Annotated in this window: 28 protein-coding genes; 15 read left to right on the top strand and 13 right to left on the bottom strand. The window is 44.2% G+C overall.

Annotation, left to right across the window (positions count from 1 at the left end):
* Positions 1-182: 182 nt before the first annotated feature.
* Positions 183-1,433: a serine hydroxymethyltransferase gene (gene glyA, locus CWO27_RS05435; RefSeq protein WP_102432631.1), complete on the top strand. Its 1,251-nt coding sequence runs from the start codon at positions 183-185 to the stop codon at positions 1,431-1,433.
* Positions 1,434-1,898: 465 nt separating this feature from the next.
* On the opposite strand, the gene CWO27_RS05430 is transcribed toward glyA, so the two are convergent.
* From CWO27_RS05430 to tsaA, 6 genes are all read right to left on the bottom strand, one after another.
* Complete coding sequence (locus CWO27_RS05430) at positions 1,899-2,225, bottom strand: hypothetical protein (protein WP_017063350.1); 327 nt, start codon at positions 2,223-2,225, stop codon at positions 1,899-1,901.
* Positions 2,226-2,457: 232 nt separating this feature from the next.
* Positions 2,458-2,649 (bottom strand): DUF4250 domain-containing protein, encoded by a 192-nt coding sequence (locus CWO27_RS05425; protein ID WP_010436438.1) that lies wholly within the window; start codon positions 2,647-2,649, stop codon positions 2,458-2,460.
* A 1-nt stretch (position 2,650) separates the two neighbouring features.
* Complete coding sequence (locus tag CWO27_RS05420; RefSeq protein ID WP_008222923.1) at positions 2,651-2,854, bottom strand: YaeP family protein; 204 nt, start codon at positions 2,852-2,854, stop codon at positions 2,651-2,653.
* Positions 2,855-3,018: 164 nt separating this feature from the next.
* Positions 3,019-3,708, bottom strand: coding sequence for a tellurite resistance TerB family protein (locus tag CWO27_RS05415; protein WP_107898680.1), 690 nt, complete (start codon positions 3,706-3,708; stop codon positions 3,019-3,021).
* A gap of 190 nt (positions 3,709-3,898) precedes the next feature.
* The gene (locus tag CWO27_RS05410; protein WP_102333426.1) at positions 3,899-5,614 is read right to left on the bottom strand and encodes a proline--tRNA ligase; all 1,716 of its coding nucleotides are present in this window, start codon (positions 5,612-5,614) and stop codon (positions 3,899-3,901) included.
* Positions 5,615-5,715: 101 nt separating this feature from the next.
* Positions 5,716-6,411: a tRNA (N6-threonylcarbamoyladenosine(37)-N6)-methyltransferase TrmO gene (tsaA, locus tag CWO27_RS05405; RefSeq protein WP_102432056.1), complete on the bottom strand. Its 696-nt coding sequence runs from the start codon at positions 6,409-6,411 to the stop codon at positions 5,716-5,718.
* A gap of 123 nt (positions 6,412-6,534) precedes the next feature.
* Here tsaA and CWO27_RS05400 point away from each other — a divergent pair, with 123 nt between their 5' ends.
* The 3 genes from CWO27_RS05400 to CWO27_RS05390 all read left to right on the top strand — a co-directional run bounded on the left by CWO27_RS05400 (position 6,535) and on the right by CWO27_RS05390 (position 8,896).
* Entirely contained in the window at positions 6,535-6,795 is a 261-nt protein-coding gene (locus CWO27_RS05400) for a type B 50S ribosomal protein L31 (protein WP_048661210.1), read from the top strand.
* Positions 6,796-6,921, top strand: coding sequence for a type B 50S ribosomal protein L36 (ykgO, locus tag CWO27_RS05395; protein ID WP_004734365.1), 126 nt, complete (start codon positions 6,796-6,798; stop codon positions 6,919-6,921).
* Between the two features lie 388 nt (positions 6,922-7,309).
* Entirely contained in the window at positions 7,310-8,896 is a 1,587-nt protein-coding gene (locus tag CWO27_RS05390; protein WP_048661211.1) for an AbgT family transporter, read from the top strand.
* Positions 8,897-9,008: 112 nt separating this feature from the next.
* Here the strand turns inward: CWO27_RS05390 and CWO27_RS05385 are convergent, their stop codons facing one another.
* A complete protein-coding gene (locus CWO27_RS05385; RefSeq protein ID WP_009847429.1) occupies positions 9,009-9,452 on the bottom strand; it encodes a YaiI/YqxD family protein in 444 nt (147 codons plus the stop codon).
* Positions 9,453-9,509: 57 nt separating this feature from the next.
* Positions 9,510-9,794 carry a hypothetical protein gene (locus CWO27_RS05380; protein WP_055319552.1) on the bottom strand — a complete coding sequence of 95 codons (285 nt, stop codon included), beginning with the start codon at positions 9,792-9,794 and terminating at the stop codon, positions 9,510-9,512.
* Between the two features lie 785 nt (positions 9,795-10,579).
* On the opposite strand from CWO27_RS05380, the gene CWO27_RS05375 reads away from it, so the two are divergent.
* Positions 10,580-11,098: a GNAT family N-acetyltransferase gene (locus tag CWO27_RS05375; RefSeq protein WP_048664574.1), complete on the top strand. Its 519-nt coding sequence runs from the start codon at positions 10,580-10,582 to the stop codon at positions 11,096-11,098.
* Here the strand turns inward: CWO27_RS05375 and CWO27_RS05370 are convergent.
* The gene (locus CWO27_RS05370; protein ID WP_048664575.1) at positions 11,064-11,372 is read right to left on the bottom strand and encodes a DUF3301 domain-containing protein; all 309 of its coding nucleotides are present in this window, start codon (positions 11,370-11,372) and stop codon (positions 11,064-11,066) included. The two genes, CWO27_RS05375 and CWO27_RS05370, sit on opposite strands and share 35 nt — an antisense overlap.
* 87 nt (positions 11,373-11,459) lie before the next feature.
* On the bottom strand, positions 11,460-12,500 hold the full coding sequence (locus CWO27_RS05365) for a DUF3549 family protein (protein ID WP_048664577.1): 1,041 nt from the start codon (positions 12,498-12,500) through the stop codon (positions 11,460-11,462).
* A gap of 87 nt (positions 12,501-12,587) precedes the next feature.
* On the opposite strand from CWO27_RS05365, the gene CWO27_RS05360 reads away from it, so the two are divergent.
* Positions 12,588-12,902, top strand: coding sequence for a YqcC family protein (locus CWO27_RS05360; RefSeq protein WP_048661214.1), 315 nt, complete (start codon positions 12,588-12,590; stop codon positions 12,900-12,902).
* Positions 12,902-13,651 (top strand): tRNA pseudouridine(65) synthase TruC, encoded by a 750-nt coding sequence (truC, locus tag CWO27_RS05355; RefSeq protein WP_055319550.1) that lies wholly within the window; start codon positions 12,902-12,904, stop codon positions 13,649-13,651. Before CWO27_RS05360 ends, truC begins: the two co-directional genes overlap by 1 nt.
* Before the next feature lie 145 nt (positions 13,652-13,796).
* Here the strand turns inward: truC and CWO27_RS05350 are convergent, their stop codons facing one another.
* The 3 genes from CWO27_RS05350 to map all read right to left on the bottom strand — a co-directional run bounded on the left by CWO27_RS05350 (position 13,797) and on the right by map (position 18,001).
* Positions 13,797-14,180: a DUF3461 family protein gene (locus tag CWO27_RS05350; RefSeq protein WP_004734354.1), complete on the bottom strand. Its 384-nt coding sequence runs from the start codon at positions 14,178-14,180 to the stop codon at positions 13,797-13,799.
* Between the two features lie 181 nt (positions 14,181-14,361).
* On the bottom strand, positions 14,362-16,983 hold the full coding sequence (gene glnD, locus CWO27_RS05345; protein WP_107898679.1) for a bifunctional uridylyltransferase/uridylyl-removing protein GlnD: 2,622 nt from the start codon (positions 16,981-16,983) through the stop codon (positions 14,362-14,364).
* Between the two features lie 139 nt (positions 16,984-17,122).
* Positions 17,123-18,001, bottom strand: coding sequence for a type I methionyl aminopeptidase (gene map, locus CWO27_RS05340; RefSeq protein WP_048661217.1), 879 nt, complete (start codon positions 17,999-18,001; stop codon positions 17,123-17,125).
* Between the two features lie 457 nt (positions 18,002-18,458).
* Between map and rpsB the strand changes: the two genes are divergently transcribed.
* The 8 genes from rpsB (at position 18,459) to rseP (ending at position 26,036) form a co-directional block, all read left to right on the top strand.
* Positions 18,459-19,190, top strand: a complete 732-nt coding sequence (gene rpsB / locus CWO27_RS05335) for a 30S ribosomal protein S2 (RefSeq protein ID WP_009847420.1) — start codon at positions 18,459-18,461, stop codon at positions 19,188-19,190.
* A gap of 138 nt (positions 19,191-19,328) precedes the next feature.
* Positions 19,329-20,174, top strand: a complete 846-nt coding sequence (gene tsf, locus CWO27_RS05330; protein WP_048606678.1) for a translation elongation factor Ts — start codon at positions 19,329-19,331, stop codon at positions 20,172-20,174.
* A 150-nt stretch (positions 20,175-20,324) separates the two neighbouring features.
* Positions 20,325-21,056, top strand: coding sequence for a UMP kinase (gene pyrH / locus CWO27_RS05325; RefSeq protein WP_017630771.1), 732 nt, complete (start codon positions 20,325-20,327; stop codon positions 21,054-21,056).
* Positions 21,057-21,154: 98 nt separating this feature from the next.
* Positions 21,155-21,712 (top strand): ribosome recycling factor, encoded by a 558-nt coding sequence (gene frr, locus CWO27_RS05320; RefSeq protein ID WP_017060741.1) that lies wholly within the window; start codon positions 21,155-21,157, stop codon positions 21,710-21,712.
* Between the two features lie 98 nt (positions 21,713-21,810).
* A complete protein-coding gene (locus CWO27_RS05310; RefSeq protein ID WP_017063364.1) occupies positions 21,811-22,563 on the top strand; it encodes an isoprenyl transferase in 753 nt (250 codons plus the stop codon).
* Positions 22,564-22,578: 15 nt separating this feature from the next.
* Positions 22,579-23,421, top strand: a complete 843-nt coding sequence (locus CWO27_RS05305) for a phosphatidate cytidylyltransferase (protein ID WP_107898678.1) — start codon at positions 22,579-22,581, stop codon at positions 23,419-23,421.
* 51 nt (positions 23,422-23,472) lie between these two features.
* Positions 23,473-24,681: a 1-deoxy-D-xylulose-5-phosphate reductoisomerase gene (gene ispC, locus CWO27_RS05300; protein ID WP_107898677.1), complete on the top strand. Its 1,209-nt coding sequence runs from the start codon at positions 23,473-23,475 to the stop codon at positions 24,679-24,681.
* A complete protein-coding gene (gene rseP, locus CWO27_RS05295; RefSeq protein ID WP_048664583.1) occupies positions 24,678-26,036 on the top strand; it encodes a sigma E protease regulator RseP in 1,359 nt (452 codons plus the stop codon). The genes ispC and rseP overlap by 4 nt, the downstream gene beginning before the upstream one ends.
* The last annotated feature ends 13 nt before the right edge of the window (positions 26,037-26,049 follow it).

The following is a 26,049-nucleotide window of genomic DNA, read 5'->3' as shown; positions in this document are numbered from 1 at the left end:
AACCATGATGAATCTTATTTGTGATTATGAAAAAACTGCATGATAAAATTGCAATTAGCTCTTTATGACCTAGATCAAATTATGTAGAATGCGTCACATCAAAACGGTGACGGAAACGTTTGCTTTCGGTCGTTGTGTGGTTTTTTTGAAACTTTCAGTACAATCTGAGTCAGGAGATACAGATGCTTAAGCGTGACATGAACATTGCTGATTACGATGCGGATCTATTCGCAGCTATCCAAGAAGAAACTCTTCGTCAGGAAGAGCACATCGAACTTATCGCTTCAGAAAACTACACAAGCCCACGTGTAATGGAAGCTCAAGGTTCTCAGCTAACAAACAAATACGCTGAAGGCTACCCAGGCAAGCGTTACTACGGTGGTTGTGAGTACGTAGACAAAGTTGAAACTCTAGCAATTGAACGTGCATGTGAGCTGTTTGGTGCCGAGTACGCGAACGTACAGCCTCACTCAGGTTCTCAAGCAAACAACGCTGTATACATGGCGCTACTGAACGCAGGCGACACAGTTCTAGGTATGAGCCTAGCGCACGGTGGTCACCTAACTCACGGTTCTCCAGTAAACTTCTCTGGTAAGCTTTACAACATCATCCCTTACGGTATCGACGAAGCAGGCCAAATCGATTACGAAGAGATGGAAAAGCTGGCTATCGAGAACAAACCTAAGATGATCATCGGTGGTTTCTCTGCTTACTCTCAAATCTGTGATTGGAAGCGCATGCGTGAAATCGCTGACAAAGTAGGTGCTTACCTATTCGTAGATATGGCTCACGTAGCGGGTCTAATCGCGGCAGGTGTTTACCCGAACCCAGTTCCACACGCGCACGTTGTTACAACAACAACGCACAAAACGCTAGCAGGCCCACGTGGCGGTCTAATCCTTTCTAACGAAGGCGAAGACCTTTACAAGAAGCTGAACTCAGCAGTATTCCCAGGCGGTCAAGGTGGCCCTCTAATGCACGTTATCGCTGGTAAAGCAGTAGCGTTCAAAGAAGCTCTAGAGCCAGAGTTCAAAGAATACCAAGCACGTGTAGTTGCTAACGCAAAAGCAATGGTTGCTGAATTCCTTGAGCGTGGTTACAACATCGTTTCAGGTTCTACAGAGAACCACCTGTTCTTAGTTGACCTAATCAACAAAGACATCACAGGTAAAGAAGCAGACGCAGCACTAGGTGCAGCAAACATCACAGTAAACAAGAACTCAGTACCAAATGATCCACGTAGCCCGTTCGTTACTTCAGGTATCCGTATCGGTTCTCCTTCTATCACTCGTCGCGGTTTCTCAGAAGCAGACGCGAAAGAGCTAGCAGGTTGGATCTGTGACATCCTAGATAACATGGGCGATGAGTCTGTTATCGAAGCGACTAAAGCAAAAGTACTAAATATCTGTAAGCGTCTACCGGTTTACGCTTAATTTTTCTTCGTAGTAATTTGAACTTCGTTGTCGAGCATGCTCACTTACATCCGTAAGCTCCGCGTGCTCTCCTAGAATTTCAAACGACTACTTTGAAAAATACTTTTAAAGGGGCTCATTGAGTCTCTTTTTGTTTTAGGGAAAGGTGCTGAAAACTCCGCGCCTGTTCCTTGAACTTAAGCTATTTGATTGAAAAATGATGATTTTAAAGGCTCCTTGATAGGGGCCTTTTTTGTTTTTGAGGTACTTCGTTGTCGAGCATGCTCACTTACATTCGTAAGCTCCGCGTGCTCTCCTAGAATTTCAAACGACTACTTTGAAAAGTGATGATTTTAGAGGCTCCTATTGGGAGCCTTTTTTGTATTTGTAGGTATGAGAGTTGGGTTATATGAGAATGCAGAAAGGCGGGTACTAAAAAGGGCTGATGTCTGCACATCAACCCTTTGTGGTTTTCTTATGTTGGTTCTACTTTCTGATGCTAAGCAGGGTGCCAGACTTACACTTGAATGAGTAATAATGGCGGCTCTCGTTGAATTTTCCTAAGCCTTCGCCGTCACAGTAGTCGATATTGATGTCACGCATCACTTCTAGTGTGTCTTCGCTTTTCAGAGCGAATTTAGAGCCATCAGAGCAGACAATACGCACTCTTTCATCATGGCTTACTGAGTAAATATCGACTTCGGTGTTACACAGCTCAAAAGAGGCTTCACGAAAGTTGTCTTGCTGTGTATTTGAAGCGCAACCTGCAGTCAGTGTTGCTGCGAAAACTGCCAAAAGTCCGAGTCTTTTCATTGTTAATCCTTCGCTATCATCAGATTGATTGATGAGTTTTATATGTTATTTCAGGTAGCCTATACAACAACACGCTTTGGTTCAAGGAGCGTTCGTTGACTCTAAGATATAAAAGTATAGATGTAGACAGACAATTTATAATTGGCTAACTGCATGTTTATCCAATACGTATCACCAATAAAAAAGACCAACACTGAGGTTGGCCTTTCAAAATCAAGCGTGTTCTAAATGACTATCGAAACTGTTTGGCTTCTGGAAGGAACTCAAAACCAGCAGACGCAAGTTTAGCGATCAATGCTGCTTTGTCGATCTCGTAGAAGTTGACCACTCGATCCAAATCACCACCGAAGTCGTCACGTAGCTTCATGTTGACGATGCTCATCAACATTACAGGATCCATTTTTTCAAAATTAGCGAGGTTCATATTAGTCCTCGAAATCTGAGATCAGCAGGTTTGCAGCGGCAAAGGCTGCACGCTCACGCGCTTCTTTAGGAAGAGATTCGTCTGCAGCAAGGTCATTCAATGTTTTTACCGCGCAGGTGATCGCTTTAGGGATATAGCCTTGGTCGCCACTGCCAATTTGAGAATACAGTTCACGAACCAAATCACAACAATCGTATACTTTCATTTTTATACCTAACCAAATGATAACTTATCTCAATATACACATAGAGATAAGCAAAAACAAAGTGGATCTGATCAAGTTCAGAGTTAGTTTGTTCTTGCTCAATATCTCACTTAGTTAGTTCGCGGCTTAGGTTACTATTTACCTATTCATTTGGTATTTAACGATTAGCCAGAGACTTGTTGTTCAAGTTGATAGGTGACTTCATCAGCAAGATTGAGCTGTTTCGCGAGCTCTTTCAGGTACGCCTTTTCCATGAAGTTCTGTTCGTCGGCCACAATCAAAGAGGCTAAGTAGATCTCACTGGCCTGTTGAGGTGACGTTGCTAATTGAGCGATTTCGCTTGGGTCGAGTGGTTTGTGCAGTTCTTCAGAGACCAATTTAGTCAGTTGATAATCGGCACCCATGTTTTCGACGGCTTGCTCAATCTTGGCCATCTCTTCTTGATCAACATGACCATCCGCTTTGGACGCTGCAATCATCGATCTGAGAATCAGCACGCTATGGTTTGAGTCGTTCTCATCAAATTGAGCTTGCTCGGCATTCGGTGTTTGGCCTTGTTTAGATTGGTAGTCGTTGTAGACCTTGTAAGCGAGAGCGCCCAGAGCTGCTGCGCCACCAATACCTGCGGCTTTCTTACCCATTTTCTTGGTTTTCTTAGAACCCATTAATGCACCTAATAGCCCGCCACCAACAGCGCCTGCACCGAAGGCTCCGAGTGTACTTTTACTGCTACTCTTGCCATTGTTGCCTTGAGAAAGGCCACTTAAACTTGAAGACCCTTGTGAAAGTTTCTGAGTGCCTTGTTTAACGAGATCTGACTTAAGTGCTTGGTTCAGTAAGCTTTTGATATCCATCGATACCTCCAATGGTGAGCATGTCCAAAAAGTTGATGACACCAATATACGGATTTGAAGATGAACAGGGGATTAACTTACGTTATTTACTCTACTGATAAATAGAAGGGAGTTTGAAGGGAAAAAATAGGTATAAAAAAGGCCACCTGATGGTAGCCTTTCAATGTTTATCTAGTGAGTAATCTGATTACTAAGCTAGTTGAGCTTTAAGGTGCTCGATAACCGTGTCCATTGCGATAGCTTCTTTATCACCAGTACGACGGTTTTTGTATTCGAAGTTACCTTCGTCCATGCTGCGATCACCGATAACGATAGTGTGAGGAATACCCACTAGCTCGATATCTTTAAACATAACACCTGGGCGCTCTTTACGGTCATCGAATAGAACTTCGATACCCATAGCTGTTAATTCAGCGTATAGCTTCTCAGCTGCTTCTTTAACGCGCTCAGATTTGTGCATGTTCATTGGTACGATAGCAACTTGGAACGGCGCTAGTGCGTCTGGCCAAGTGATACCGAATTTATCGTGATTTTGCTCGATAGCAGATGCAACAACACGTGAAACACCGATACCGTAACAACCCATTTCTAGGATTACGCTCTTGCCGTCAGGACCAAGCACGTTACAGTTCATTGCTTTAGAGTAAGTATTACCCAGCTGGAAGATGTGACCAACTTCGATACCACGCTTAAGTTGGATAGTACCTTGACCACATGGGCTTAGGTCGCCTTCAACTACGTTACGTAGATCTTCAATTTGAGCAAGCTCAACATCACGACCCCAGTTAATACCGAAGTAGTGCTTACCGTCTACGTTTGCGCCAGCGCCAAAGTCGCTCATTACAGCAACAGAGCGGTCAACGATGAATGGTAGCTCTAGGCCAACAGGGCCAAGTGAACCTGGACCTGCACCAACAAGTGCGCGGATTTCTTCTTCAGAAGCCATCTCTAGCGGAGCAGCAACTTGTGGAAGGTTCTCTGCTTTCACTTCGTTAAGCTCGTGGTCACCACGGATGATCAGAGCAATAATATCTGCTTCTACTTCATCAGAAGCTTTAACGAATAGAGTCTTAACTGTCTTCTCGATTGCTAGACCGTGTTGCTCTACCAATTCTGCGATAGTTTTCGCGTTTGGTGTATCAACCAGTTCCATCTCTTGAGTTGGTGCTGCTGCATCTTCAGTAGGAGCAAGTGCTTCTGCTTTTTCGATGTTTGCTGCGTAATCTGACTCAGTTGAGAATGCGATTAGGTCTTCGCCGCTTTCAGCAAGAACGTGGAACTCTTGAGAGCCGCTGCCGCCGATTGCGCCAGAGTCTGCCAATACTGGACGGTACTCAAGGCCCATACGGTCGAATGCTTTACAGTAAGCATCGTGCATCGCTTGGTAAGACTTTTCTAAGCCTTCTTTATCGATATCAAAGCTGTACGCATCCATCATAGAGAATTCACGTGCACGCATTACGCCAAAACGAGGGCGGCGCTCATCACGGAATTTAGTCTGGATTTGGTACAGGTTTAAAGGTAGCTGTTTGTAAGAGCTGATCTCGTTACGTACTAGGCTCGTCACTACTTCTTCAGCTGTTGGGCTAAGAACAAACGGACGAGAGTGACGGTCTGTGAAACGAAGTAGCTCAGGACCCATCTTTTCAGAACGGCCAGTCTCTTCCCAAAGCTCAAACGGTTGAACTACGGGCATCAAGATTTCAACGGCACCTGCATTATCGATCTCTTGGCGAACGATATTTTCGACTTTACGCAGTACACGTAGACCAGTAGGTAGCCAAGTATATAAACCTGAAGCTAGCTTACGGATCATACCTGCACGTAGCATCAGCTGGTGGCTGATAACTTCTGCGTCGTTTGGAGTCTCTTTCAGAGTAGAAAGAAGGTAGTTACTGGTACGCATTCTATGGTATCCGTTTCATCATTGATAAAAGAAAACTTGCTGTCGTTCGTGACCACAGCAAATCTGATATAGCCGCATATAATATCAGCCTATTTGGGATCTCAAAAGCGTTCAATGTCAGTTACATTGATGAAAAGTGTTTCAACTACGAATTTCACGTTAAGATCGAACAAATTTACCGCATATTCCTTGTTGTCAGGTTTACCTTTCTTATAGGCAGGACGAGGATCTTGACCTAATACTTCTTTGATCACCTGAACGATATGGCGCGCTTGTGGATGACTGGCTAGCTTACTTTGCGCTTGCTGCGAAAAGTTAACTTCGAGCACTTCTGGTTCATCGGCAGCAAACCCTCCCAATGCGTCCGGAATCGAATCTGAGTAGGGGATATAAGGCTTGATGTCGATGATCGGTGTGCCATCTACTAAGTCGACGCTGCCGAGATCCAACCAAGTTTGTCCTTTCTCTTGAGACACACCTTTTAGTTCAACCGCAGACATGCCAATTCCATTCGGTCTGAATGTGGCACGAGACGCGAATACACCAATACGTTCATTCCCGCCAAGGCGAGGTGGCCTCACGGTTGGTTTCCAGCCTGCTTCAAGGTTCTTGTCGAACAGAAATAGTAACCAAACATGGCTAAATTGCTCAATACCACGAACAGACTCAAGGCAGTTTGCTGCATCAACTAACCTGACTCTTGAGGTGGATGTGGGTACCAACCTAGGCTGCCTTGGCACAGCGAACTTCTCTTTATAAGGAGAGTCAATAAAGCCAACAGGTTCAATGGTGTACATAGTTGGGTGTTCTCTGATTACGATTAAGACGGAAAAATATCATAAAATTGCTTGTTTTTCCTTTGATAATAATTATCATTTGAAATGTTATAACATATCAAGTTAGTTATTGAGGGAAATACAATGAAACCGAATATCCATCCAGATTACCGTCCCGTGGTCTTTCATGACACCAGTGTCGATGAGTACTTCTTAATCGGCTCAACGCTAAAAACAGACCGTACTATCGAATGGGAAGACGGTAATATTTATCCTTACTTCACGATTGAGGTGTCGTCAAAGTCGCACCCTTTCTATACCGGTAAACAGAGAGTGCTACATAAAGAGGGACGTGTTGCGAACTTCACTCGTCGTTTTGGTCAACTAGGTAAGGGAGCGAAATAAATGAAAGTCGTGAAATCACTGAAAAGTGCAAAGAGCCGTCACCCGGATTGTCAGATAGTAAAACGCAGAGGCCGACACTATGTTATCTGTAAAACTAATCCGAGATTCAAAGCGGTTCAGAAATAAGCCGTCAATTTGATGTGACACGTGTGTAAAAAACGAGGGGAAAGTCAAACTTTATTCATTTGCCTGCTTTTCTTTTCCCTCAAGAGGAACCTGATTAAAGATAGAGTGTTTATTTAGCGTACGACGTGTTTTATTTTTAAGTGAATCAATAGGTTATATCGTTAGGTATATTTGTAGTGAATGCGTAGTTGTGAATTATAAATCTAGATTTTGTATTTAATGTAGATTTATTTGCTAATTAATTGTTCAAATAGAGTTAAATATCGTCGCTTGTTACACATTTTGTAACATTTTGAATTTCTAATTGATAATTTTGTCGCGTACCCTTCGCTGGCAATTTGAACATTTTTGTCACAATTGCATAGGAATCACTACAAGGAGGGAACTGATGAGTTCATCAGCTTCAATAAAAAACAACTCGCCAAAGAAACCTATTTTTACCCGTTTTCTCGATGGTGTTGAATATTTGGGGAACCTATTACCCCACCCAATCACTCTTTTCGCAATCTTCTGCGTCGCTATTCTAGTTACTTCAGGTATCGCTGGATATTTTGAAGTGTCTGTTATGGACCCTCGCCCAGAAGGTGCTCCAGGTCGTGCTGCTGACGGCATGATCTACGTTGTAAGCTTACTTAACGCTGAAGGCTTACAGCTCATTGTTACTAATCTAGTTAAAAACTTTGTTGGCTTTGCGCCATTAGGTACCGTGCTTGTTGCAATGCTAGGTGTAGCGATTGCTGAACACTCAGGTCTATTATCTGCGGCGATGCGTGGCATGGTAATGGGCGCATCTAAGCGTATGGTTACGGTAACCGTAGTTTTTGCCGGTATTATCTCTAACACGGCTTCAGAGCTTGGTTACGTAGTACTTATCCCTCTTGCAGCAATGCTTTTCCACTCTTTGGGTCGCCACCCATTAGCGGGTCTAGCGGCAGCATTTGCTGGTGTATCTGGTGGTTACTCTGCAAACCTTCTAATCGGTACGGTTGATCCACTGCTTTCTGGTATTACAGAAACAGCAGCACAAATGATCGACCCGACTTACAGCGTCGGTCCTGAATCAAACTGGTACTTCATGTTTGTTTCGACTTTCTTCATTGCGATTACAGGTGCATTTGTAACTGAGAAGATTGTTGAGCCAAAACTGGGTAAATACAACGATGAAGAAGCGTCTGAAGACCTATCAAATGATTCGATGGGTAAACTAACAGACGTTGAGAAGAAAGGCCTTAAGCTTGCGGGTATCGCAGTGCTAGCGGTATCTGCACTTCTTGCTTGGACGATTGTTCCAGCTGACGGCGTTCTACGTTCAGCCGCAGGTACGGTTTCAGGTTCTCCATTCCTGAAAAGTATCGTAGCGTTCATCTTCGTATTCTTCGCAGTTCCTGGTTTCGTTTACGGTAAAGTTACCGGCACAATGAAAACCGACCGTGATGTAATCGATGCAATGTCTAAATCTATGTCTTCAATGGGTATGTACATAGTACTTGTGTTCTTTGCTGCTCAGTTTGTTGCTTTCTTCAAGTGGACTAACTTCGGTCAAGTATTCGCAGTTGCAGGTGCTACGTTCCTACAGGATATCGGCCTAACGGGTCCAATGTTGTTTTTCGCATTCATCCTAATGTGTGGCTTCATTAACCTGATGATCGGTTCGGCTTCTGCTCAGTGGGCCGTTACAGCACCTATCTTCGTTCCAATGCTAATGCTAGTAGGCTACGCACCAGAAACGATTCAAGCGGCTTACCGTATCGGTGACTCAACAACGAACATCATTACTCCAATGATGAGCTACTTCGGTCTTATCCTTGCTGTAGCGACGCGTTACATGAAGAACTTAGGTATCGGTACTTTGATTGCAACTATGCTTCCATACTCAATCGTATTCTTGGTTGGTTGGAGCTTAATGTTCTACGTTTGGGTATTCGTATTTGGCCTACCAGTAGGTCCGGGCGCTGCAACTTACTACACGCCTTAGTGGTCGAGTAGGGGAGCCCCCTTTTAATCGACAATAAAAAACCTGCATTGATTGCAGGTTTTTTTGTTCTTGTCATGAAGAGATAGAACTAAGTTAATCTAGAATTAGATTGTTAGCGTTTTGCTAGCAGGCGATCGAGGTGGTTGGCGAACTCACGGCGATCGGTCTGTGATAAGGCACTTGGGCCACCCGTTTGGATGCCACTTGAGCGCATGGTATCCATAAAGTCACGAATATTCAGACGTGCTTTGATGGTCTCTTTGGTGTAAAGCTCACCACGAGAGCTGAGAGCTTGGCCACCTTTGGTGATCACTTCGTCAGCCAGAGGGATATCGGATGTAATCACAAGATCGCCAGGTTCAGTGCGCTTTACGATTTCATCATCAGCAATATCAAATCCGCTTGGTACTTGAATCGAGTGAATGTTATTGCGTTTAGGAACGGGAACCAGATGGTTTGCCACAAAGGTACATTCAACCCCTGTGCGCTCAGCTGCGCGTACGATTGTTTCTCGGATAACCTTTGGACAAGCGTCCGCATCAACCCATATCTTCATAGTGTTCTATTTCTCTATTCGCTTATTTATCTGTCAACTTATTGCTCGGTTAACTTATTACTCAGTTAATTTGGCTTCAAGCGTGGCAACGCGAGCAGTAAGTTCAAGGATTTGCTTTTCCAGTTGGCCAACACGGTCTAGTGCCGGCTCTTCTTGTGTCGCGACTTCAACTTTAGGAACGCGATTCGCACTTTTCCAGCTCTTGATGGTTGTGATTAAAGCAGGCATTGGAACCGATGTACTCATACGAGCTTTCACTAATGCAACGGTCGGCTCTTTACCTTGTGCTTGCAGTCCTTCAAGCACTGATTTCAACTCTTCAGAAACATCTTTTGTCAGCATGTTGACCTCCATTTTTAGTCTTCAATCATTTTACTCGCTCCGCTGGATGATAGCGAATCATAAAACATCCCATGGCGTGTGAGAGATCTCTTACAAAGGCTGTGAGATAACACGAATAGTTGTCTAGAGAGATTGATATGCATATAGTTAACTTGTTGAATTTTATTTGTTTTATATAATTAACAACTCGGGTGAATTCAAAGTGTGATGCAAATCTATTGTCCGAAATCCTAAATCGCGTAAATTAAACCTTGTCGGAAGGATTCTGACACGGAACAGGAAAGCACCAAGGATTTGGTTATCTTCAGGATGAAGATTTGGTTACTTAGGATTGAGTGATCAAGCATGGAGCGTAAGGACATTGTAGGGATACAGTCAGTTAACAGGAAGTTAGCTGCAACGGAATGACAATGGACACCTTTAGGATTAAAGGGTTGGATTAGCATCAGGACGATGTAAAGGACACCGCTCACGGAACAAGTGATGTGCGCTAACTAGGATTGTTAGCTTTCAGGATGATTGGACACCGCTAGGACGGCGAAGTAAAGGAAAGAGCTGAAGGATTACAGCCACTATTATGGATGATGCATGGAGCATTAATTAGTAGCCGGACTGCTGCGAGTAAGACCCTAGCCCTGACACTTCGGTGTCGGGGCTTTTCTTTTCCTGAGGCTTTTCTCTATCTAGGAGACTCTTTTAAATCTAGAGCGTCTTTATCTAAGAGCTTCTTCATTTAAGAGCGCAACATCTGCTTTTCTGCTAATGGTCAACACAAGGAGTGTTTTATGACGATAGCAACCTCAAGAACGCTGTTGGTACCTTATACTGAACAGCTAGAACTCGACTTTATCAAGTTAAATTGCTGCCCCATTAATCGTGCCGAAATGAATGGACCTCACTCTGTCGCCTCTGCGAAGCACCTTTTTCAAGAAATACTGCAAGATAACGTCGGCTTCTGCCGCGCGATCATCCACAATCAAACCCGTGAATATCTTGGACATGTCTTTGTTTCATCGGAAAAGGGTAAGCATGAACTTGGCTTTATTTTGGATAAAGAATACTGGAATCAAGGTATTGCTAGTGAGGTACTAAAACCTTTCTTTAGTTTGGTGCGCTTTGAAGAGCGTTTAACGAATGTTGTTGCGACTGTGAATGTCGGACACAACCCATCCATTAAGCTATTAGAAAAATTAGGCTTTGCATTTAAAGAGACCAAACAAGATCAGTTTGGCCCTTATCATGAATATCGTTATACCGAGTATTGCGACGTTACATTCTATGAGGCTGTAGCTCAAACCGCATAGAGCGGAAACCGACCATGATCAGTTTACCTTGGTATAGGTCATCACCTAACGCTGAAAATTCAAATTGGTACACAGTATGCCAGCGCCAAATCGTGGTTAACTCATGGCGCATCTTAAGCTTATGACCACTAAAAGCGACACTCAACAATTGTAAGTCCAGCTCTTTACACTTTCTCGCAATGGCAGCCTTCGCAAGCTCTGATTGCCTGCGCTGCTGCCAAAATAAAAAGCAAAAGAAGCACAGAAACAAAATAGCCAATAAGTTATCTATCATTTAATCCATACTTCCTTTTTTATCTATTCATTCCAATTGTGATAGTTGCGCATTTTGATGAACTACAGAGTGAGTCTCTTTGTGAACTTATTTAGCTTTAGCCGCTTGCTGCAGTTCGACCAGTGCGTTTGCAAGTTCTGGTGATGGATTTGAGTTCAGTAGCGGTAAAAATACCATTCTCAGAGTTGGAATCATCACTAAATCTGCAAATAACTGATTGAACAAGTTTTGGTTACCTGTTTGTGCGAGGCGCAGCAAGAATTGCTCAGCAATCGCAGGATCTTGCAGTGCGTGCCAGCTTCGACCAGCCAAACCAATTAACACTTCTTGGTGACTTAAGCGTGGGCTCGCCAGAACTTGGTTAATTACGGCATTCGTTGTGCTTGGTTCTGCACCAGAAAGTGCACGAACCAACGCAGACAGCAAGAACAGATCCGGTTCTTGGCTATTAATCTCATTTTCGGCCATCTCTTGTAAGCGTTGAGCCAGCTTGTCATTGATTTGCGTGTGCTCAAGCGCCCCTAGTGTTGCGTATAGAGGTTCTGATGGTAGTTTGTTCAATGCTTTACGAATCGCGACACCGTTTTGTTGGCTGCCTAGGCGAGCACACATATCGGTGATACCTTGAAGACCAACAGTTTTCCAGTTATCCCAGCCTAGATCACCAGTGAAGTAGTGTTGAGCGTGTTCGTAGTATTGGCTAGTCGCCAGATCTAAACCTGATCTTACTTGGCTATGGAACACGGCCATCTTGTCCTCTGAAGGCTTAAACGTGTATGGGTTGTTAGACAGCTTTTGTTGTTGCTCTTCGCTGATCTCGCCGTTTAGACGTGTGCCCATTGCTTCTATGACAAACTTAAGGAAGTTACCTACATCGCCTTGATGCAACAGGCCCCTTTCGTCCAGCTTGAACTTTAGAAACCAAATCCAAGGCTGCTTGTGTTCGTTCCAGTAACTAATGGCTAAGTGAGCTTGTTTCTGAAGTGGAAATGGGTACGGCTGTTTCCCTTGCTCAACATCAGAGAATAAGGTGTTGTCGATCTTCTGAATGCGACGACCTAGGTCGTAGATATCGTATTGGCAACCGCTATTCTTGAGTAACTGAGTGAGCGTGTGAATCGTTTCCATAGTAATAAAGCTCCTAACTTTCTTTCCTAAATAGATGGTACTCTATGCCCCAATTTCAAGGTCACTAGATAAATAACTTGGTGAAAAATGACAGCTGCCACAAAGTTACCTCCTTTACTTCAACAATTAGAACAACAAATGCGCCAATGTTCGCTGTGGAGTGATGTTCCACCTTCGGACGAAGCTCTGGCCAGTGTTGAACCTTTCGCGATTGATTCGTTACAACCGGAAGAGTGGTTGCAGTGGATCTTTATCGTTAAGATCAACGCAATGATGGATGCGAAAATGCTCCTACCGAAGGGCTTTGCTATCCATCCTTATTTTGGTGAAGTTTGGAAAAATGAGGCAGACAAGGCTGAACTGCTAGTGACGATTCAGAGCATTGATGAGGTATGCGCGTAATGTTAGAGATCATTTATCAAGATGAGTATTTTGTCGCGGTGAATAAGCCCGCTGGCATGCTGGTGCATCGCTCATGGTTGGATAAACACGAAACGCAATTTGTGATGCAAACACTGCGTGATCAAATTGGTCAGCACGTATTTCCTCTGCATCGCTTAGATCGCCCAACGTCTGGCGTATTGGTGTTTGCGCTATCGAGTGAGGTCGCCTCTGAGGTGATGCCAATGTTCGCTAACCATGAGATGCAAAAGACTTACCATGCAATTGTTCGTGGTTGGATAGAAGAGGGCGATACGCTAGATTACGCACTTAAGGTTGAGCTGGATAAGATCGCAGATAAGTTCGCGAAAGAAGACAAAGAAGCGCAAGAGGCTGTGACGGTTTATGAACCGATAGCAAAAGTCGAAGTACCCTATTCAACGGGACGTTTCCCTACGAGCCGCTACTGCTTGGTTGAGATGATGCCAAAAACAGGCCGTAAACATCAGCTGCGTCGTCATATGGCTCACCTAAGACACCCAATCGTGGGTGATACCTCACATGGTGATGGTAAACACAACCGACTGTTTCGTGATGATTTAGACTCGCACCGTTTGTTGCTACATGCCTCTGAATTGCGCTTCATTCATCCTTTCACTAAAGAAGAGTTGGTCATGAAGGCGAACCTGGATGAAACTTGGCTAAGGTTGTTTGAAACCTTTGAGTGGGATACCAACTTAATCGATGCTCAAACTTGCTTGTCGAAGTAAGTCACGCGTATTTAAGCAATCGCGAGTCTAAGTGAAAAGAAAAATATAATAAAAACAAAGGGCTGATAGTGATATCAGCCCTTTTTGTATCTGTACAACCTTAACGGCATCACTATTGTTGACTAGTTCGTCGTTAATCGTGGGATCATTTTAGCTTTTCTAGATCGGCTTCGATCTCAGCGATCTTACTTGATACCACTTTCTCTAGATGGCGTAAGTCGGTAAGGATCTTCTGCTTCACATCCACCTCAGCTGTTGGCGTCGGTTTGGTTATCTTGTTGAGTTCATCAATTACAAGAGTGAGGTTGCGGTTAATCTCGGTCACTTCTTTGTATTGATTATTGCCACCGCTAACAAGCACACTTTTCACTTGTCGTGGGTATTTAAACTTAACGCTTTTTGCGAACAGTTCACCTTTCTGCTTACGAAAGTAAATTTTCAGGATATCTTTATGAGCTTCTTGGCGAAGGGAATAACGTTCAATCTGTTTAGGTTCGTGGATACCTAAGCCAGTGAGGTTTGGATACATAAGCGACCTCTAGGTTATGAATGTAATACTTTTATGTAATTGACTTGATCAATGTAGCAGCCTAACGACGAGCTAGATAGTTGATATCTGTGAATTGATTGTAAGTTGTGGGCAAGATCGCTCTCTATCTTTACCCACACTTATTTGGCTATTAAAGCTGCCCTCAGACTTAATTCGACTTCTAAGGAGCGAGTTCCGAAACATGCTCGGTTAGCCTTTCTCTTAGCGCTTGTTCTTGCTCTTCAGAAAGCCTTCCTCCTGCTTCACTGGTCAGAATAAACAAATCCTCAGCTCGCTCACCTATGGTGGTGATTTTCGCACCGTGCAAGTTGATACCTAGCTCCGCAAAGGTAGCACCGACTTGAGCCAACAACCCTGGTGTGTCTAGAGCTCTCAACTCCATTAAGGTGCGTTTTTTGCTCTTGGTTGGTAGGAATTCAACCAGAGTCTTCACCTTGAAGTGCTGTAAGTTACGAGGTGTGCGACGTGTCTTGATCTTAGTTGGACGACCATCAGCCAGTACATGAGTCAGATGCTTGGCAACGGCTTTGTGTCTTGCTTCATCGATCGCTTCACCATGTTGGTCTAGTACGATAAAGGTATCTAAAACATGGCCATCTTTGCTGACCATGACCTGCGCGTCATGAACGTTAAAGTTGCGCCTGTCGAGCTCTGCAACCACGGTCGCGAACAGTGCCGCTTGGTCTCTACAGTAAACGAATACTTCTGTACCACCACGTGTCGCTTTTTTGCTGATCAGTACGAGTGGTTGGCTTGGGTCTTCTAGGCGAAGTAGGTGCTCACAGTGCCAAGCGATTTGCTTGTGTGTGTGACGTAAGAAGTAGTCGGCTTTGAAGCGTTGCCATAACACTTCAATTTCACGAGCGGTGAATCCCTCTTTACGCAGCAAAGCTGACGCCATTTGTTGGTTATGACGAATACGATCTCTGACATCGACAGGGTTTTCTAATCCGCGGCGTAGTGCTCGCTGAGTAGAGTGGAATAGCTCTGCTAACAGCGTTCGCTTCCAGCTGTTCCATAGCTCTGGGTTAGTTGCACAGATATCGGCAACCGTTAGGCAAACCAGTAACTCGAGTGATTCTTCATCACGGACCTTTTTTGCGAATTCAGTGATTACATCAGGGTCGTAAATATCACGACGTTGAGCGGTTACAGACATCAACAGGTGGTTTTGTACCAACCACGCGACTTGCTTGGCTTCAGGTTTTGATAACCCGTGTTCAATACAGAAAGAGTATGCCTCAACAGCACCAATCTCTGAATGGTCTCCACCGCGGCCTTTGCCGATGTCGTGGAAGATAGCCGCCAGAATCAGCAGCTCTTTCTTCTGCACGCGTGGGTACACTTCACAACAGATAGGGTGCTTGTCGTGGTTATCAATTTGGCCAAAACGGTTAATGTGCTTGAGCAGGCGAATACTGTGCTCATCCACCGTGTATACGTGGAATAGGTCAAACTGCATCTGGCCAACGATCTGGCTCCACTGTGGTAAGTACGCTGAGAGCACGCCTAGCTTATGCATTAAGCTAAAGGCTTTGTGTAGTGCATTTGGGTGGCGAACTAGATCCATGAACTTGTCACGAGCTTCAGGAATAGTATGCAGGAAGCGGTTTAATCGGCGACGTGCCGTTCGCAGTTGTCGCAATGTTGGTGGGCTTACCCCTTCGATAGTCGAGTCATTAGCGATATGGATAAACATATCGAGAATCGTTTCTGGTCTAGCTTGGAATAGAGCTGGCTTGCGCGCTTCGATCAGTGAGCCACGGCGCTGGAAGTCGTTGTCGAGAATCTCAGCGTCTTGAGTCTGGCCACCATTGATGATTGCTTGATCGAACAATTTAAGCAGCATTTTGTTGAGCTCGGCAACGCGACGAAGTGTTCGGTAGAACTCTTTCATCATCATCTCAACGCCACGGTTACCTTCGCCAGTATAACCCAAATGTTCAGCGACTTGAGCTTGGTGGGCAAAGGTGAGGCGGTTGTCGTAACGGCGCAGCTCTATGTGCAGTGCAAAACGAACACGCCATAAGAAATCTTGGCACTCAACTAACTCACGATACTCAGCATCGGTTAGAAAACCGTACTTGCTCATCTCTAACAAAGAGGTCGCACCGAAGTGGCGACGCGCTACCCAGCTCAGGGTATGGATGTCTCTGAGTCCACCTGGAGTCGATTTAATGTCCGGCTCTAGATTGTAAGTGGTGTCGTGGTAGCGAGCATGACGTTCTCTTTGTTCTTGAATCTTAGCCTTGTAGAAGGTTTCACTTGGCCAAAATGAATCGGAATGAATTTTCAGCTTTAGTTCTTGAAAAGTGTCTTCACTACCACACAGCAATCGAGACTCTTGCAGGTTGGTTGCAACGGTTAAATCATCAATACCGATATCAAGACATTCGGCAATGGTACGTACCGCGTGACCAACTTCGAGTCTCAAATCCCAGAGTAGGGTGATGAACTGGCTGACTTTTTCGCCAAGTGCTGGTGGCAATGTTTTTTGCGAGACGATAAGGATATCAATGTCGGACAAGGGGTGGAGTTCACCACGGCCATAACCGCCTACAGCGACGAGTGAAATATGAGGCAGTTTGTTGAATCCGAAATTTTCCCACAAACGATTGAGAAGTAAATCCATGTATTCTGAGCGCAGTAGAACCAAATCGGTGACGGGGTGGTGGTTAAGAAATTCATTTTTTTGATACTGCGTGAAGATATCGAGCTGATTTTTTAATTCGCAGATTTCAATTTGTTCGTCATTGAACGTAAGAGGGCATTGATAAGGCATAGTCTGCTATCCGTGCAAGCAAATGAGAATAGTAAACAATTTAACAGAAGCTGATGGAAAATCGAAATTGAGCGGATAAAAAAATATCCTCGACAAGGCGAGGATATTTTTAAAAGTCTGAAGCGTTCAATTTGATGAACTAAGCGTTCTTCATGATACGTGGGATCGTATCGTCGCTGCGTAGTGTTAGTACTTCACAACCTGTATCTGTCACAACCAGTGTGTGTTCCCACTGTGCCGAGTTTTTGCTGTCTGCTGTGTACACTGTCCAGCTATCTTGGTCATCAAGACGGCAGCCAAACTTACCCGCGTTGATCATTGGCTCGATAGTGAAACACATGCCTGCCTTCAGCACTGTGCGGTCACTGTTCTTGTAGTGAACCACTTGCGGATCTTCGTGGAACTCAGAACCAATACCGTGACCACAGTAATCTTTAACAATAGAGAACTTAGCACGTGGGTTATTCTTGTTGTTTGTTTTGATGTACTTCTCGATAGCAGTGCCGATTTGGCCAAGTTGAACACCTGGTTTCACTTGGCGCATGCCTTCGTAAAGTGCTTCTTGAGCAACCATGCATAGACGCTTGTTTGCTGGTGAAACTTCACCCACAAGGAACATCTTAGATGTGTCACCGTGGTAGCCTTGTGGACGAACGCTTAGGTCTGCGTTTTCGTCATCAGGGATGATTACTGTGATATCAACGTTAAGAATGTCACCATCCTTTAGTACCGCAGGTTTGAATTGACCAGTGCTGCCAGTCTCATCTTGTGATGCTGGAATACCGTGGCACACAATGTGGTTGATAGAGGTACAGATTGACTTAGGGAAACCGTGATAATCAAGTGGTGCTGAGTATGCGCCTCTTTCCGTAGCGTACTCATGACAGATTTGGTTTAGCTCTTCTGTCGTTGTACCTACTTGGATGTGAGGTTCAATCATCTCTAGAATCTCCGACGCCAGCTTGCCGGCGACGCGCATTTTTTCAATTTCTTCAGCAGTTTTAATTTTTACAGCCATTGCATATCTCTTAATTTGGTAGCACCTAAGTGTGCATATTGGGGCTATTCTATCAGTGCAGCATTTTAGCGCAACATTCCCATATCCATACAATGCTGGTGGATACTACTCAACCTGAGTGGTTTACGTCCGGTCTATTGAGATAGAAGTGAATGAATAGCGACACTATTTATAGGTAAATTTCGCCGATAGGGATCAGTATAGCAGTCGCCATTTTTAGATTTTTTTCTAGCCATAGATAGACAAAATATGGTATAAAGCGCGCCGGACATCAGGAGTGTTTTCTCCAATAGGCGAAACAAGCTTTGTGTCCACTAACTTATTTCTTTAAATCACACACATTCCGACACATGTTCCGGGGTGCCTCAACAACACAGATAACGGCTGAAAAGTGGTTAGTTGTTAGGGGTCGGATTCATGGGGGATGTGGAGGCCTAACCCCATAGAGGATTTTAAAATGGCAACTGTATCAATGCGCGATATGCTTAAAGCTGGTGTTCACTTCGGTCACCAAACTCGTTACTGGAACCCAAAAATGAAGCCATTCATCTTTGGTGCTCGTAACAAAGTACATATCATCAACCTAGAAAAAACTGTACCAATGTTCAACGACGCTCTAGCTGAAATCGCTAAAGTTGGCGAGAAGAAAGGTAAAGTTCTTTTTGTTGGTACTAAGCGCGCTGCATCTGAAGCTGTTAAAGAAGCTGCTATCAACAGCAACCAGTTCTACGTTAACAACCGCTGGTTAGGCGGTATGCTAACGAACTACAAAACTGTTCGTCAGTCTATCAAGCGTCTGAAAGAACTTGAAGCGCAAGCTCAAGACGGTACTTTCGACAAGCTTACTAAGAAAGAAGCTCTAATGCGTACTCGCGAAATGGAGAAGCTAGAGAAATCTCTTGGTGGTATCAAGAACATGGGCGGCCTTCCAGACGCTCTATTCGTAATCGATGCTGATCACGAACACATCGCAGTTAAAGAAGCAAACAACCTAGGTATCCCAGTTTACGCTGTAGTTGATACTAACTCTAACCCAGACGGCGTTGACTTCGTTATCCCAGGTAACGATGATGCAATCCGTGCAGTACAGCTTTACCTAAACGCTGCTGCAGACGCGGTTAAAGAAGGTCGCAACAAAGATGTTGCTGCTGTAGCTGCTGAAAAAGACGGTTTTGTAGAAGCTGAATAATAGCGGCTCTGAGCCATATTTAGTTCATATTAAGCGGTCATAATCGGTGGCTTAACGGACTGAATACAGTCAATATCAGGGGCCAATTAATTAGGCCCCTGTTTTTTATCTTTTTTAGAATTTACTGAGGAATAGAGAATGGCAACTGTAACTGCAGCTCTAGTTAAAGAACTTCGTGAACGCACAGCTGCGGGCATGATGGAATGTAAAAAAGCGCTTGTTGCTGCTGAAGGCGACATCGAGCTAGCAATTGAAAACATGCGTAAATCTGGCGCAGCAAAAGCAGCTAAGAAAGCTGGTAACGTTGCTGCTGAAGGCGCAATCATCATCAAAGAAGCAAACGGCGCAGCTGCTCTTCTTGAAGTTAACTGCCAAACTGATTTCGTAGCTAAAGATGCAGGTTTCCTTGCATTCGCTAACGAAGTTGCTGAAGTTGCTCTAGCAGAACGTCTAGAAATCGCTGATCTTCAAGCTAAATTTGAAGAAGCGCGTATCGCACTAGTAACTAAAATCGGTGAAAACATCAACATCCGTCGCGTACAATTCGTTGAAGGTGTTGCACTAGCTTCTTACCGTCACGGCGAGAAAATCGGTGTTGTTGTTGCTGGTGAAGGCGAAGCTGAAACTCTTAAGCACGTTGCAATGCACGTTGCTGCATCACGTCCTGAGTTCCTAAACCCAGAAGACGTACCTGCAGACGTAGTTGAGAAAGAAAAAGCAGTTCAAGTTGAAATCGCTATGAACGAAGGCAAACCAGCTGAAATCGCAGAGAAAATGGTTGTTGGCCGTATGAAGAAATTCACGGGCGAAATCTCTCTAACTGGTCAAGCTTTCATCATGGAGCCTAAGCAAACTGTTGGCGCTATCCTTAAAGAGAAAGGCGCTTCAGTATCTAACTTCGTACGTCTAGAAGTTGGTGAAGGCATCGAGAAAGCAGCTGAAATGAGCTTTGCTGACGAAGTTGCAGCGGTACAAAAAGGTTAATCCTTAGCGTATTGTTTGAAAAGAGACCGTGGCAAATGCTGCGGTCTTTTTATGAATAGTGAATTATTTTTTAGCTGTTATGAATGCAAACTGAGCTAATCAGTTTTTATCCATGACTGTTAATCATCAACTCTTTGGAAGGTAAACTCCATGACTACGAACCCTAAACCAGCGTATCAACGTATTCTGTTAAAACTTAGCGGTGAAGCATTACAAGGCGAAGAAGGTTTTGGTATTGACCCGACGATCCTTGATCGTATGGCTCAAGAAGTAAAAGAATTGGTTGAACTAGGTGTTCAAGTGGGCGTTGTTATCGGTGGCGGTAACCTGTTCCGTGGCGCTGGCCTTGCAGAAGCTGGTATGAACCGCGTTGTTGGTGACCACATGGGTATGCTTGCAACGGTAATGAACGGCCTTGCGATGCGTGATGCTCTACACCGTGCTTACGTAAACGCTCGTGTAATGTCAGCTATCCCTCTTAAAGGTGTGTGTGACGACTACAACTGGGCAGATGCAATCAGCCAACTGCGTCAAGGTCGCGTTGTGATCTTCTCTGCTGGTACTGGTAACCCATTCTTCACTACAGATTCTGCTGCATGTCTACGTGGTATCGAAATCGAAGCTGACGTAGTTCTAAAAGCGACAAAAGTAGATGGTGTATTTACTTCTGACCCTGTAGCAAACCCAGACGCAGAGTTGTATGATACGTTGTCTTACAACACGGTTCTTGATAAAGAACTTAAAGTAATGGACTTGGCTGCATTTACGCTAGCACGTGATCACAAAATGCCAATCCGTGTATTTAACATGAATAAACCAGGCGCACTACGTCGCGTGGTTATGGGTGAAACTGAAGGTACATTAATCAGCGACGCTGACTAATTTTTCGGGCTTACTGAGGTGTTATACCTTGGTAAGCTTATCCTTATCACTCCAAATAAAAAGCTTTCTTGAAGAAAGAACATAATCAAGGTGAAATTGTGATTAACGAAATCAAAAAAGACGCTCAAGAGCGCATGGTAAAAAGTGTTGATGCACTAAAAAACAGCCTGCAAAAGATTCGTACAGGTCGTGCGCACCCAAGCCTACTTTCTGGTCTTACTGTTGAGTACTACGGTGCTCCAACGCCTTTGACTCAAGTAGCTAACGTTATCGCTGAAGATGCACGTACACTAGCTATTACAGTGTTTGATAAAACACTGACTCCTCTAGTTGAAAAAGCAATTCTGACATCTGACCTAGGCCTAAACCCTATGTCTGCTGGCACAGTTATCCGTGTTCCACTTCCTCCGCTAACGGAAGAGCGTCGTAAAGACCTAGTTAAAATCGTTCGTGGCGAAGCTGAAGGTGGCCGTGTTGCTATCCGTAACATCCGTCGTGACGCGAATGGCGATCTAAAAGCACTTCTTAAAGATAAAGAAATCTCTGAAGATGAAGATCGTAAAGCACAAGACGAAATTCAAAAGCTAACTGACGCTGCGGTTAAGAACGTAGATGAAGTTCTAGCTGTTAAAGAAAAAGAGTTGATGGAAGTTTAATTTTCCATATTCTTTTCTTTCCGGAAAAACGCTGTACTCACGGTGCAGCGTTTTTTTATGCTACTCTGTTCGACTATTAGAATTTGATTCACTCTTTTATGCATAATTCTCAAGCGTTCACAGACTCTCTTCCTAAACACATTGCTATCATTATGGATGGTAATGGTCGCTGGGCAAAAGCTCAGGGCAAGCCTCGCGTCTTTGGCCATAAAAACGGTGTTCAAGCCGTTCGTAAAACTATCTCTTCTGCAGCCAGACTTGGCATTAAAGCCGTTACTCTTTTTGCGTTTAGTAGCGAGAACTGGCGTCGTCCTGAAGAAGAAGTCGGTATTTTGATGGAACTGTTTATTTCAGTGCTGTCGAGTGAAGTAAAAAAGCTTCATAAAAATAATCTACAACTTCGTGTTATTGGTGATAAAAGTCGTTTCAATGATCGACTACAAAAGAAGATAGAAGAAGCGGAAGCTTTGACTAGCACCAATACCGGTATGGTTATTAATATTGCGGCTAACTACGGCGGTAAGTGGGATATTCAGCAAGCAATGACCTCTATTGCTCAACAGGTAAAGTCTGGTGATATTAATGTAGATGACATTGATGAAGCTATGATTACACAGCACCTGACGATGGCAGATATTCCTGAAGTCGATCTACTTATCCGTACCAGTGGTGAATGCCGCATTAGTAATTTTATGCTTTGGCAGTTGGCTTACGCCGAAATGTATTTCACTGAACAATTCTGGCCAGACTTTAATGAAGACAGCTTAGTAGAAGCTGTGACTTGGTTTGTGAACCGTGAACGTCGTTTTGGATGCACTGGTGAGCAAATTAAAGCTCTGATGGACAGTTAATAAGGATTTTTTGGTTTGAAACAACGAATTATTACGGCGTTGATTTTAGCTCCCCTAGTTATTCTAGGCATTTTCGAGTTATCACTTCCTACATTTATTCTTTCATTAGCGGTAATCTCGCTATTAGGTTTTTGGGAGTGGACTCAGTTTGTTGAAAGCAAATCGCGTTATTTAGCGTTGATTCCAACTGTTGTGGTAAGTGCCGCAAGTTTTGCTTTTATCCCTTTTGATGCATTTAGCCTTAATAACTTGTCTACTGCTCACTACTCCATTCTAACGATTGGCTCAATTTGGTGGGTAATCGCGAGTGGTATGGCCGTGACTTATCCTAAGTCTATGCCTGCATGGAAAGACTCTTCTCTTCTTCGTCACGCTTTTGGTGTGCTGACTCTGCTGCCATTCTTCTGGAGTGTGGTTATCCTGCGTGCTAACGGTATCGATGTTGATCCCTACCACGGTGCAAAATTGGTTATGTTTGTTTGTTTGCTCGTTTGGGCAGCGGATAGCGGTGCTTATTTTTCCGGGAAGAGTTTTGGTAAGCGCAAAATGGCCCCAGAGGTAAGCCCGAATAAAACGATTGAAGGTCTTATTGGCGGCATCATTACTGCAGTGATCGTGGCTTGGATCTTTGCTGACTTGTTTAATATCCAATTCACAAGTCCTCTTCACATGATTGTTATTACTCTTGTGACCGTCGTTATCTCTGTTCTTGGTGACCTTGTTGAAAGCATGTTTAAACGTGTTTCTGGGGTGAAAGACAGCAGTAATCTGATTCCTGGTCATGGTGGTATACTAGATAGAATAGATAGCTTAACGGCTGCATTCCCTGTCTTTGCTCTGCTTTATTTAGCATTCTAATAAAAGAGGGCAGTGATTCTGCCCTTTATTACATTTCTACGGTCATATGTGATGCGAAATCTAACTATCCTTGGCGCTACCGGCTCAATTGGTGCAAGTACCCTAAAAGTCGTTGAGCAAAACCCAGACCTTTATTCAGTCGTTGCACTGGCTGCTGGCTCGAATGTTGAAAAGATGCTGGCGTTAGTTGAAAAGTGGCAACCAAGCTATGTTGCTATGGCTTGCCCTGAAGCTGCATCTCAGCTGAGTGATGTGTTGTCTTCGGATTACCCAAGCATTCAAGTGCTTTCAGACACTGAAGGCATGTGTCAGGTTGCTTCTTTAGAAGACGTGGATACAGTAATGGCTGCGATTGTTGGTGCGGCAGGTCTGCTTCCTACGATGGCAGCGGTTAAAGCGGGCAAGCGTATCTTGCTTGCTAACAAAGAAGCTTTGGTGATGTCTGGGCAGCTGTTTATAGACGCCGTAGAAAAGTACGGTGCAGAACTACTTCCTGTCGACAGTGAGCATAATGCTATTTTCCAATGCCTTCCGCAGAACGTACAAACCAAACTAGGCCGCTGTGACCTTGAAGAAAACGGCATTAACCATATTCTTCTGACTGGTTCTGGTGGTCCTTTCCGTTATACCGATGTGGCTGAGCTCGAATCAGTGACTCCTGAACGCGCAATTGCACACCCTAACTGGTCTATGGGTCCTAAGATCTCTGTCGATTCTGCGACTATGATGAATAAAGGGCTAGAGTACATTGAAGCGAAATGGCTATTTAATGCTTCTCAGGAGCAGTTAAAAGTCATCATTCATCCGCAGTCTGTGATTCACTCTATGGTCCAGTACAAGGATGGCTCTGTGCTGGCTCAAATGGGCGAGCCGGACATGGCAACGCCAATTGCTTTGACGATGTCTTACCCTAATCGCACCGAGGCGGGTGTTAAGCCTTTAGACTTTACGAAAGTGGGCGAGCTTACCTTCTTAGAGCCAGATTTTAGTCGTTACCCGTGTTTGAGATTGGCGATTGAAGCGTGCTACTTAGGTCAGCATGCGACAACAGCCATTAATGCAGCAAATGAAATTGCAGTCGATGCTTTTTTGAATAATCGAGTGAAGTTTACCGATATTGCTGTCATTAACGAACATGTTATGAGCAAAGTATGTGAACAACATAACTCTGAGGGCTTAGATAGCTTGGAAAGCCTTCTCGAGCTAGATAATATGTCTCGTCAATTAGCCAATCAATTTATTAAAGAGCAGCTAGCATGAGTGGAATTCTGTGGAACTTCGCATCCTTTATTGTAGCGCTTGGCATTCTGGTCGCTGTTCATGAGTTTGGACATTTCTGGGTTGCTCGTCGCTGTGGTGTGAAAGTTGAGAAATTCTCGATTGGTTTTGGTAAATCAATCTGGAGCAAAGTTGGCCGTGATGGTACGGAATACAGCTTGTCAGTCATTCCATTGGGCGGCTACGTTAAGATGCTTGATGGTCGTGTTGACGACCTTTCTGAAGACGAACAACAATACGCTTTTGATAAGAAGCCATTGTGGAAAAGAACGGCGATTGTGGGTGCAGGTCCTGCGTTTAACTTTATCTTTGCCGTCTTTGCATATTGGCTAGTATTTTTGATTGGCGTGCCGGCGGTTAAACCTGTAATCGGTGAAGTCACTCCGCAATCTATTGCTGCACAAGCCGGAATTGAAACTGGGATGGAACTTAAATCTATTTCAGGAATCAAAACCGCAGATTGGGAATCAGTCAATATGGGTTTGATATCACACATTGGTGATCAATCCATGACAGTGACGGTTGCTTCTCAAGACGACATCGGCTTTGAGCAACAAATGACATTGGATATTTCAGACTGGTCGTTCAACCCAGAAACTGAATCTGCAATGACAACGCTGGGTTTTAGACCGTACTCTCCAGAGGTATCGACTGTACTGGCTCAAATCATTGATGATGGCGCTGCATACGATGCAGGTCTTGAAGCCGGTGATAAAATTGTTGAGATTAACGGGCAACCTATTGAACAGTGGCAGTCGGTTGTTGAGTTAATTCGTGCAAATCCAATGACACCCTTGGACTTGGTCGTATTGCGAAATGGTGCTGAGCAGTCATTGGTTATGACACCAAAAAGTCGAGAGCTTTCTGATGGTTCGACAATCGGCTATGCAGGTATTGCTCCGGAAGTCGCAGAATGGCCAGAAGATTATCGCTTTGAGTTACAATTTGGTGTAATTGAGTCTGTAGGAAAAGCATTTGATAAAACAGGTCAAATCATTGGTTTGACACTGACAATGCTTAAGAAGCTTATCGTTGGTGATGTTGGCTTAAACAACTTGAGTGGCCCTATTTCAATCGCGAAAGGTGCAGGTACAACCGCCGATTATGGTTTGGTTTACTTCTTAGGCTTTTTGGCTCTGATTAGTGTTAACTTAGGGATTATTAATTTGGTTCCGCTGCCTATGCTTGATGGCGGACATTTGCTGTTTTTCGCTATTGAGGCCGTTACTCGTAAACCGGTACCTGAGAAAGTTCAGGAAATGGGATACAGATTGGGAGGGGCAATCCTCTTCTCATTGATGGCTCTGGCAATATTTAACGATTTTACTCGTCTGTGAATGGTTTCTCACA

The sequence above is a fragment of the Vibrio sp. 10N.286.51.C3 genome (genome assembly GCF_003050065.1).
Lineage (GTDB): Bacteria > Pseudomonadota > Gammaproteobacteria > Enterobacterales > Vibrionaceae > Vibrio > Vibrio crassostreae.
This window is presented reverse-complemented; position numbering and strand designations above follow the sequence as displayed.

What these genes read in the sequence shown, in the direction of transcription:
- glyA (WP_102432631.1), top strand. Translation starts at nt 183, where the DNA reads ATGCTTAAGCGTGACATGAACATTGCTGATTACGATGCGGATCTATTC.
- CWO27_RS05430 (WP_017063350.1), bottom strand. Translation starts at nt 2,225, where the DNA reads ATGAAAAGACTCGGACTTTTGGCAGTTTTCGCAGCAACACTGACTGCA.
- CWO27_RS05425 (WP_010436438.1), bottom strand. Translation starts at nt 2,649, where the DNA reads ATGAACCTCGCTAATTTTGAAAAAATGGATCCTGTAATGTTGATGAGC.
- CWO27_RS05420 (WP_008222923.1), bottom strand. Translation starts at nt 2,854, where the DNA reads ATGAAAGTATACGATTGTTGTGATTTGGTTCGTGAACTGTATTCTCAA.
- CWO27_RS05415 (WP_107898680.1), bottom strand. Translation starts at nt 3,708, where the DNA reads ATGGATATCAAAAGCTTACTGAACCAAGCACTTAAGTCAGATCTCGTT.
- CWO27_RS05410 (WP_102333426.1), bottom strand. Translation starts at nt 5,614, where the DNA reads ATGCGTACCAGTAACTACCTTCTTTCTACTCTGAAAGAGACTCCAAAC.
- tsaA (WP_102432056.1), bottom strand. Translation starts at nt 6,411, where the DNA reads ATGTACACCATTGAACCTGTTGGCTTTATTGACTCTCCTTATAAAGAG.
- CWO27_RS05400 (WP_048661210.1), top strand. Translation starts at nt 6,535, where the DNA reads ATGAAACCGAATATCCATCCAGATTACCGTCCCGTGGTCTTTCATGAC.
- ykgO (WP_004734365.1), top strand. Translation starts at nt 6,796, where the DNA reads ATGAAAGTCGTGAAATCACTGAAAAGTGCAAAGAGCCGTCACCCGGAT.
- CWO27_RS05390 (WP_048661211.1), top strand. Translation starts at nt 7,310, where the DNA reads ATGAGTTCATCAGCTTCAATAAAAAACAACTCGCCAAAGAAACCTATT.
- CWO27_RS05385 (WP_009847429.1), bottom strand. Translation starts at nt 9,452, where the DNA reads ATGAAGATATGGGTTGATGCGGACGCTTGTCCAAAGGTTATCCGAGAA.
- CWO27_RS05380 (WP_055319552.1), bottom strand. Translation starts at nt 9,794, where the DNA reads ATGCTGACAAAAGATGTTTCTGAAGAGTTGAAATCAGTGCTTGAAGGA.
- CWO27_RS05375 (WP_048664574.1), top strand. Translation starts at nt 10,580, where the DNA reads ATGACGATAGCAACCTCAAGAACGCTGTTGGTACCTTATACTGAACAG.
- CWO27_RS05370 (WP_048664575.1), bottom strand. Translation starts at nt 11,372, where the DNA reads ATGATAGATAACTTATTGGCTATTTTGTTTCTGTGCTTCTTTTGCTTT.
- CWO27_RS05365 (WP_048664577.1), bottom strand. Translation starts at nt 12,500, where the DNA reads ATGGAAACGATTCACACGCTCACTCAGTTACTCAAGAATAGCGGTTGC.
- CWO27_RS05360 (WP_048661214.1), top strand. Translation starts at nt 12,588, where the DNA reads ATGACAGCTGCCACAAAGTTACCTCCTTTACTTCAACAATTAGAACAA.
- truC (WP_055319550.1), top strand. Translation starts at nt 12,902, where the DNA reads ATGTTAGAGATCATTTATCAAGATGAGTATTTTGTCGCGGTGAATAAG.
- CWO27_RS05350 (WP_004734354.1), bottom strand. Translation starts at nt 14,180, where the DNA reads ATGTATCCAAACCTCACTGGCTTAGGTATCCACGAACCTAAACAGATT.
- glnD (WP_107898679.1), bottom strand. Translation starts at nt 16,983, where the DNA reads ATGCCTTATCAATGCCCTCTTACGTTCAATGACGAACAAATTGAAATC.
- map (WP_048661217.1), bottom strand. Translation starts at nt 18,001, where the DNA reads ATGGCTGTAAAAATTAAAACTGCTGAAGAAATTGAAAAAATGCGCGTC.
- rpsB (WP_009847420.1), top strand. Translation starts at nt 18,459, where the DNA reads ATGGCAACTGTATCAATGCGCGATATGCTTAAAGCTGGTGTTCACTTC.
- tsf (WP_048606678.1), top strand. Translation starts at nt 19,329, where the DNA reads ATGGCAACTGTAACTGCAGCTCTAGTTAAAGAACTTCGTGAACGCACA.
- pyrH (WP_017630771.1), top strand. Translation starts at nt 20,325, where the DNA reads ATGACTACGAACCCTAAACCAGCGTATCAACGTATTCTGTTAAAACTT.
- CWO27_RS05310 (WP_017063364.1), top strand. Translation starts at nt 21,811, where the DNA reads ATGCATAATTCTCAAGCGTTCACAGACTCTCTTCCTAAACACATTGCT.
- ispC (WP_107898677.1), top strand. Translation starts at nt 23,473, where the DNA reads ATGCGAAATCTAACTATCCTTGGCGCTACCGGCTCAATTGGTGCAAGT.
- rseP (WP_048664583.1), top strand. Translation starts at nt 24,678, where the DNA reads ATGAGTGGAATTCTGTGGAACTTCGCATCCTTTATTGTAGCGCTTGGC.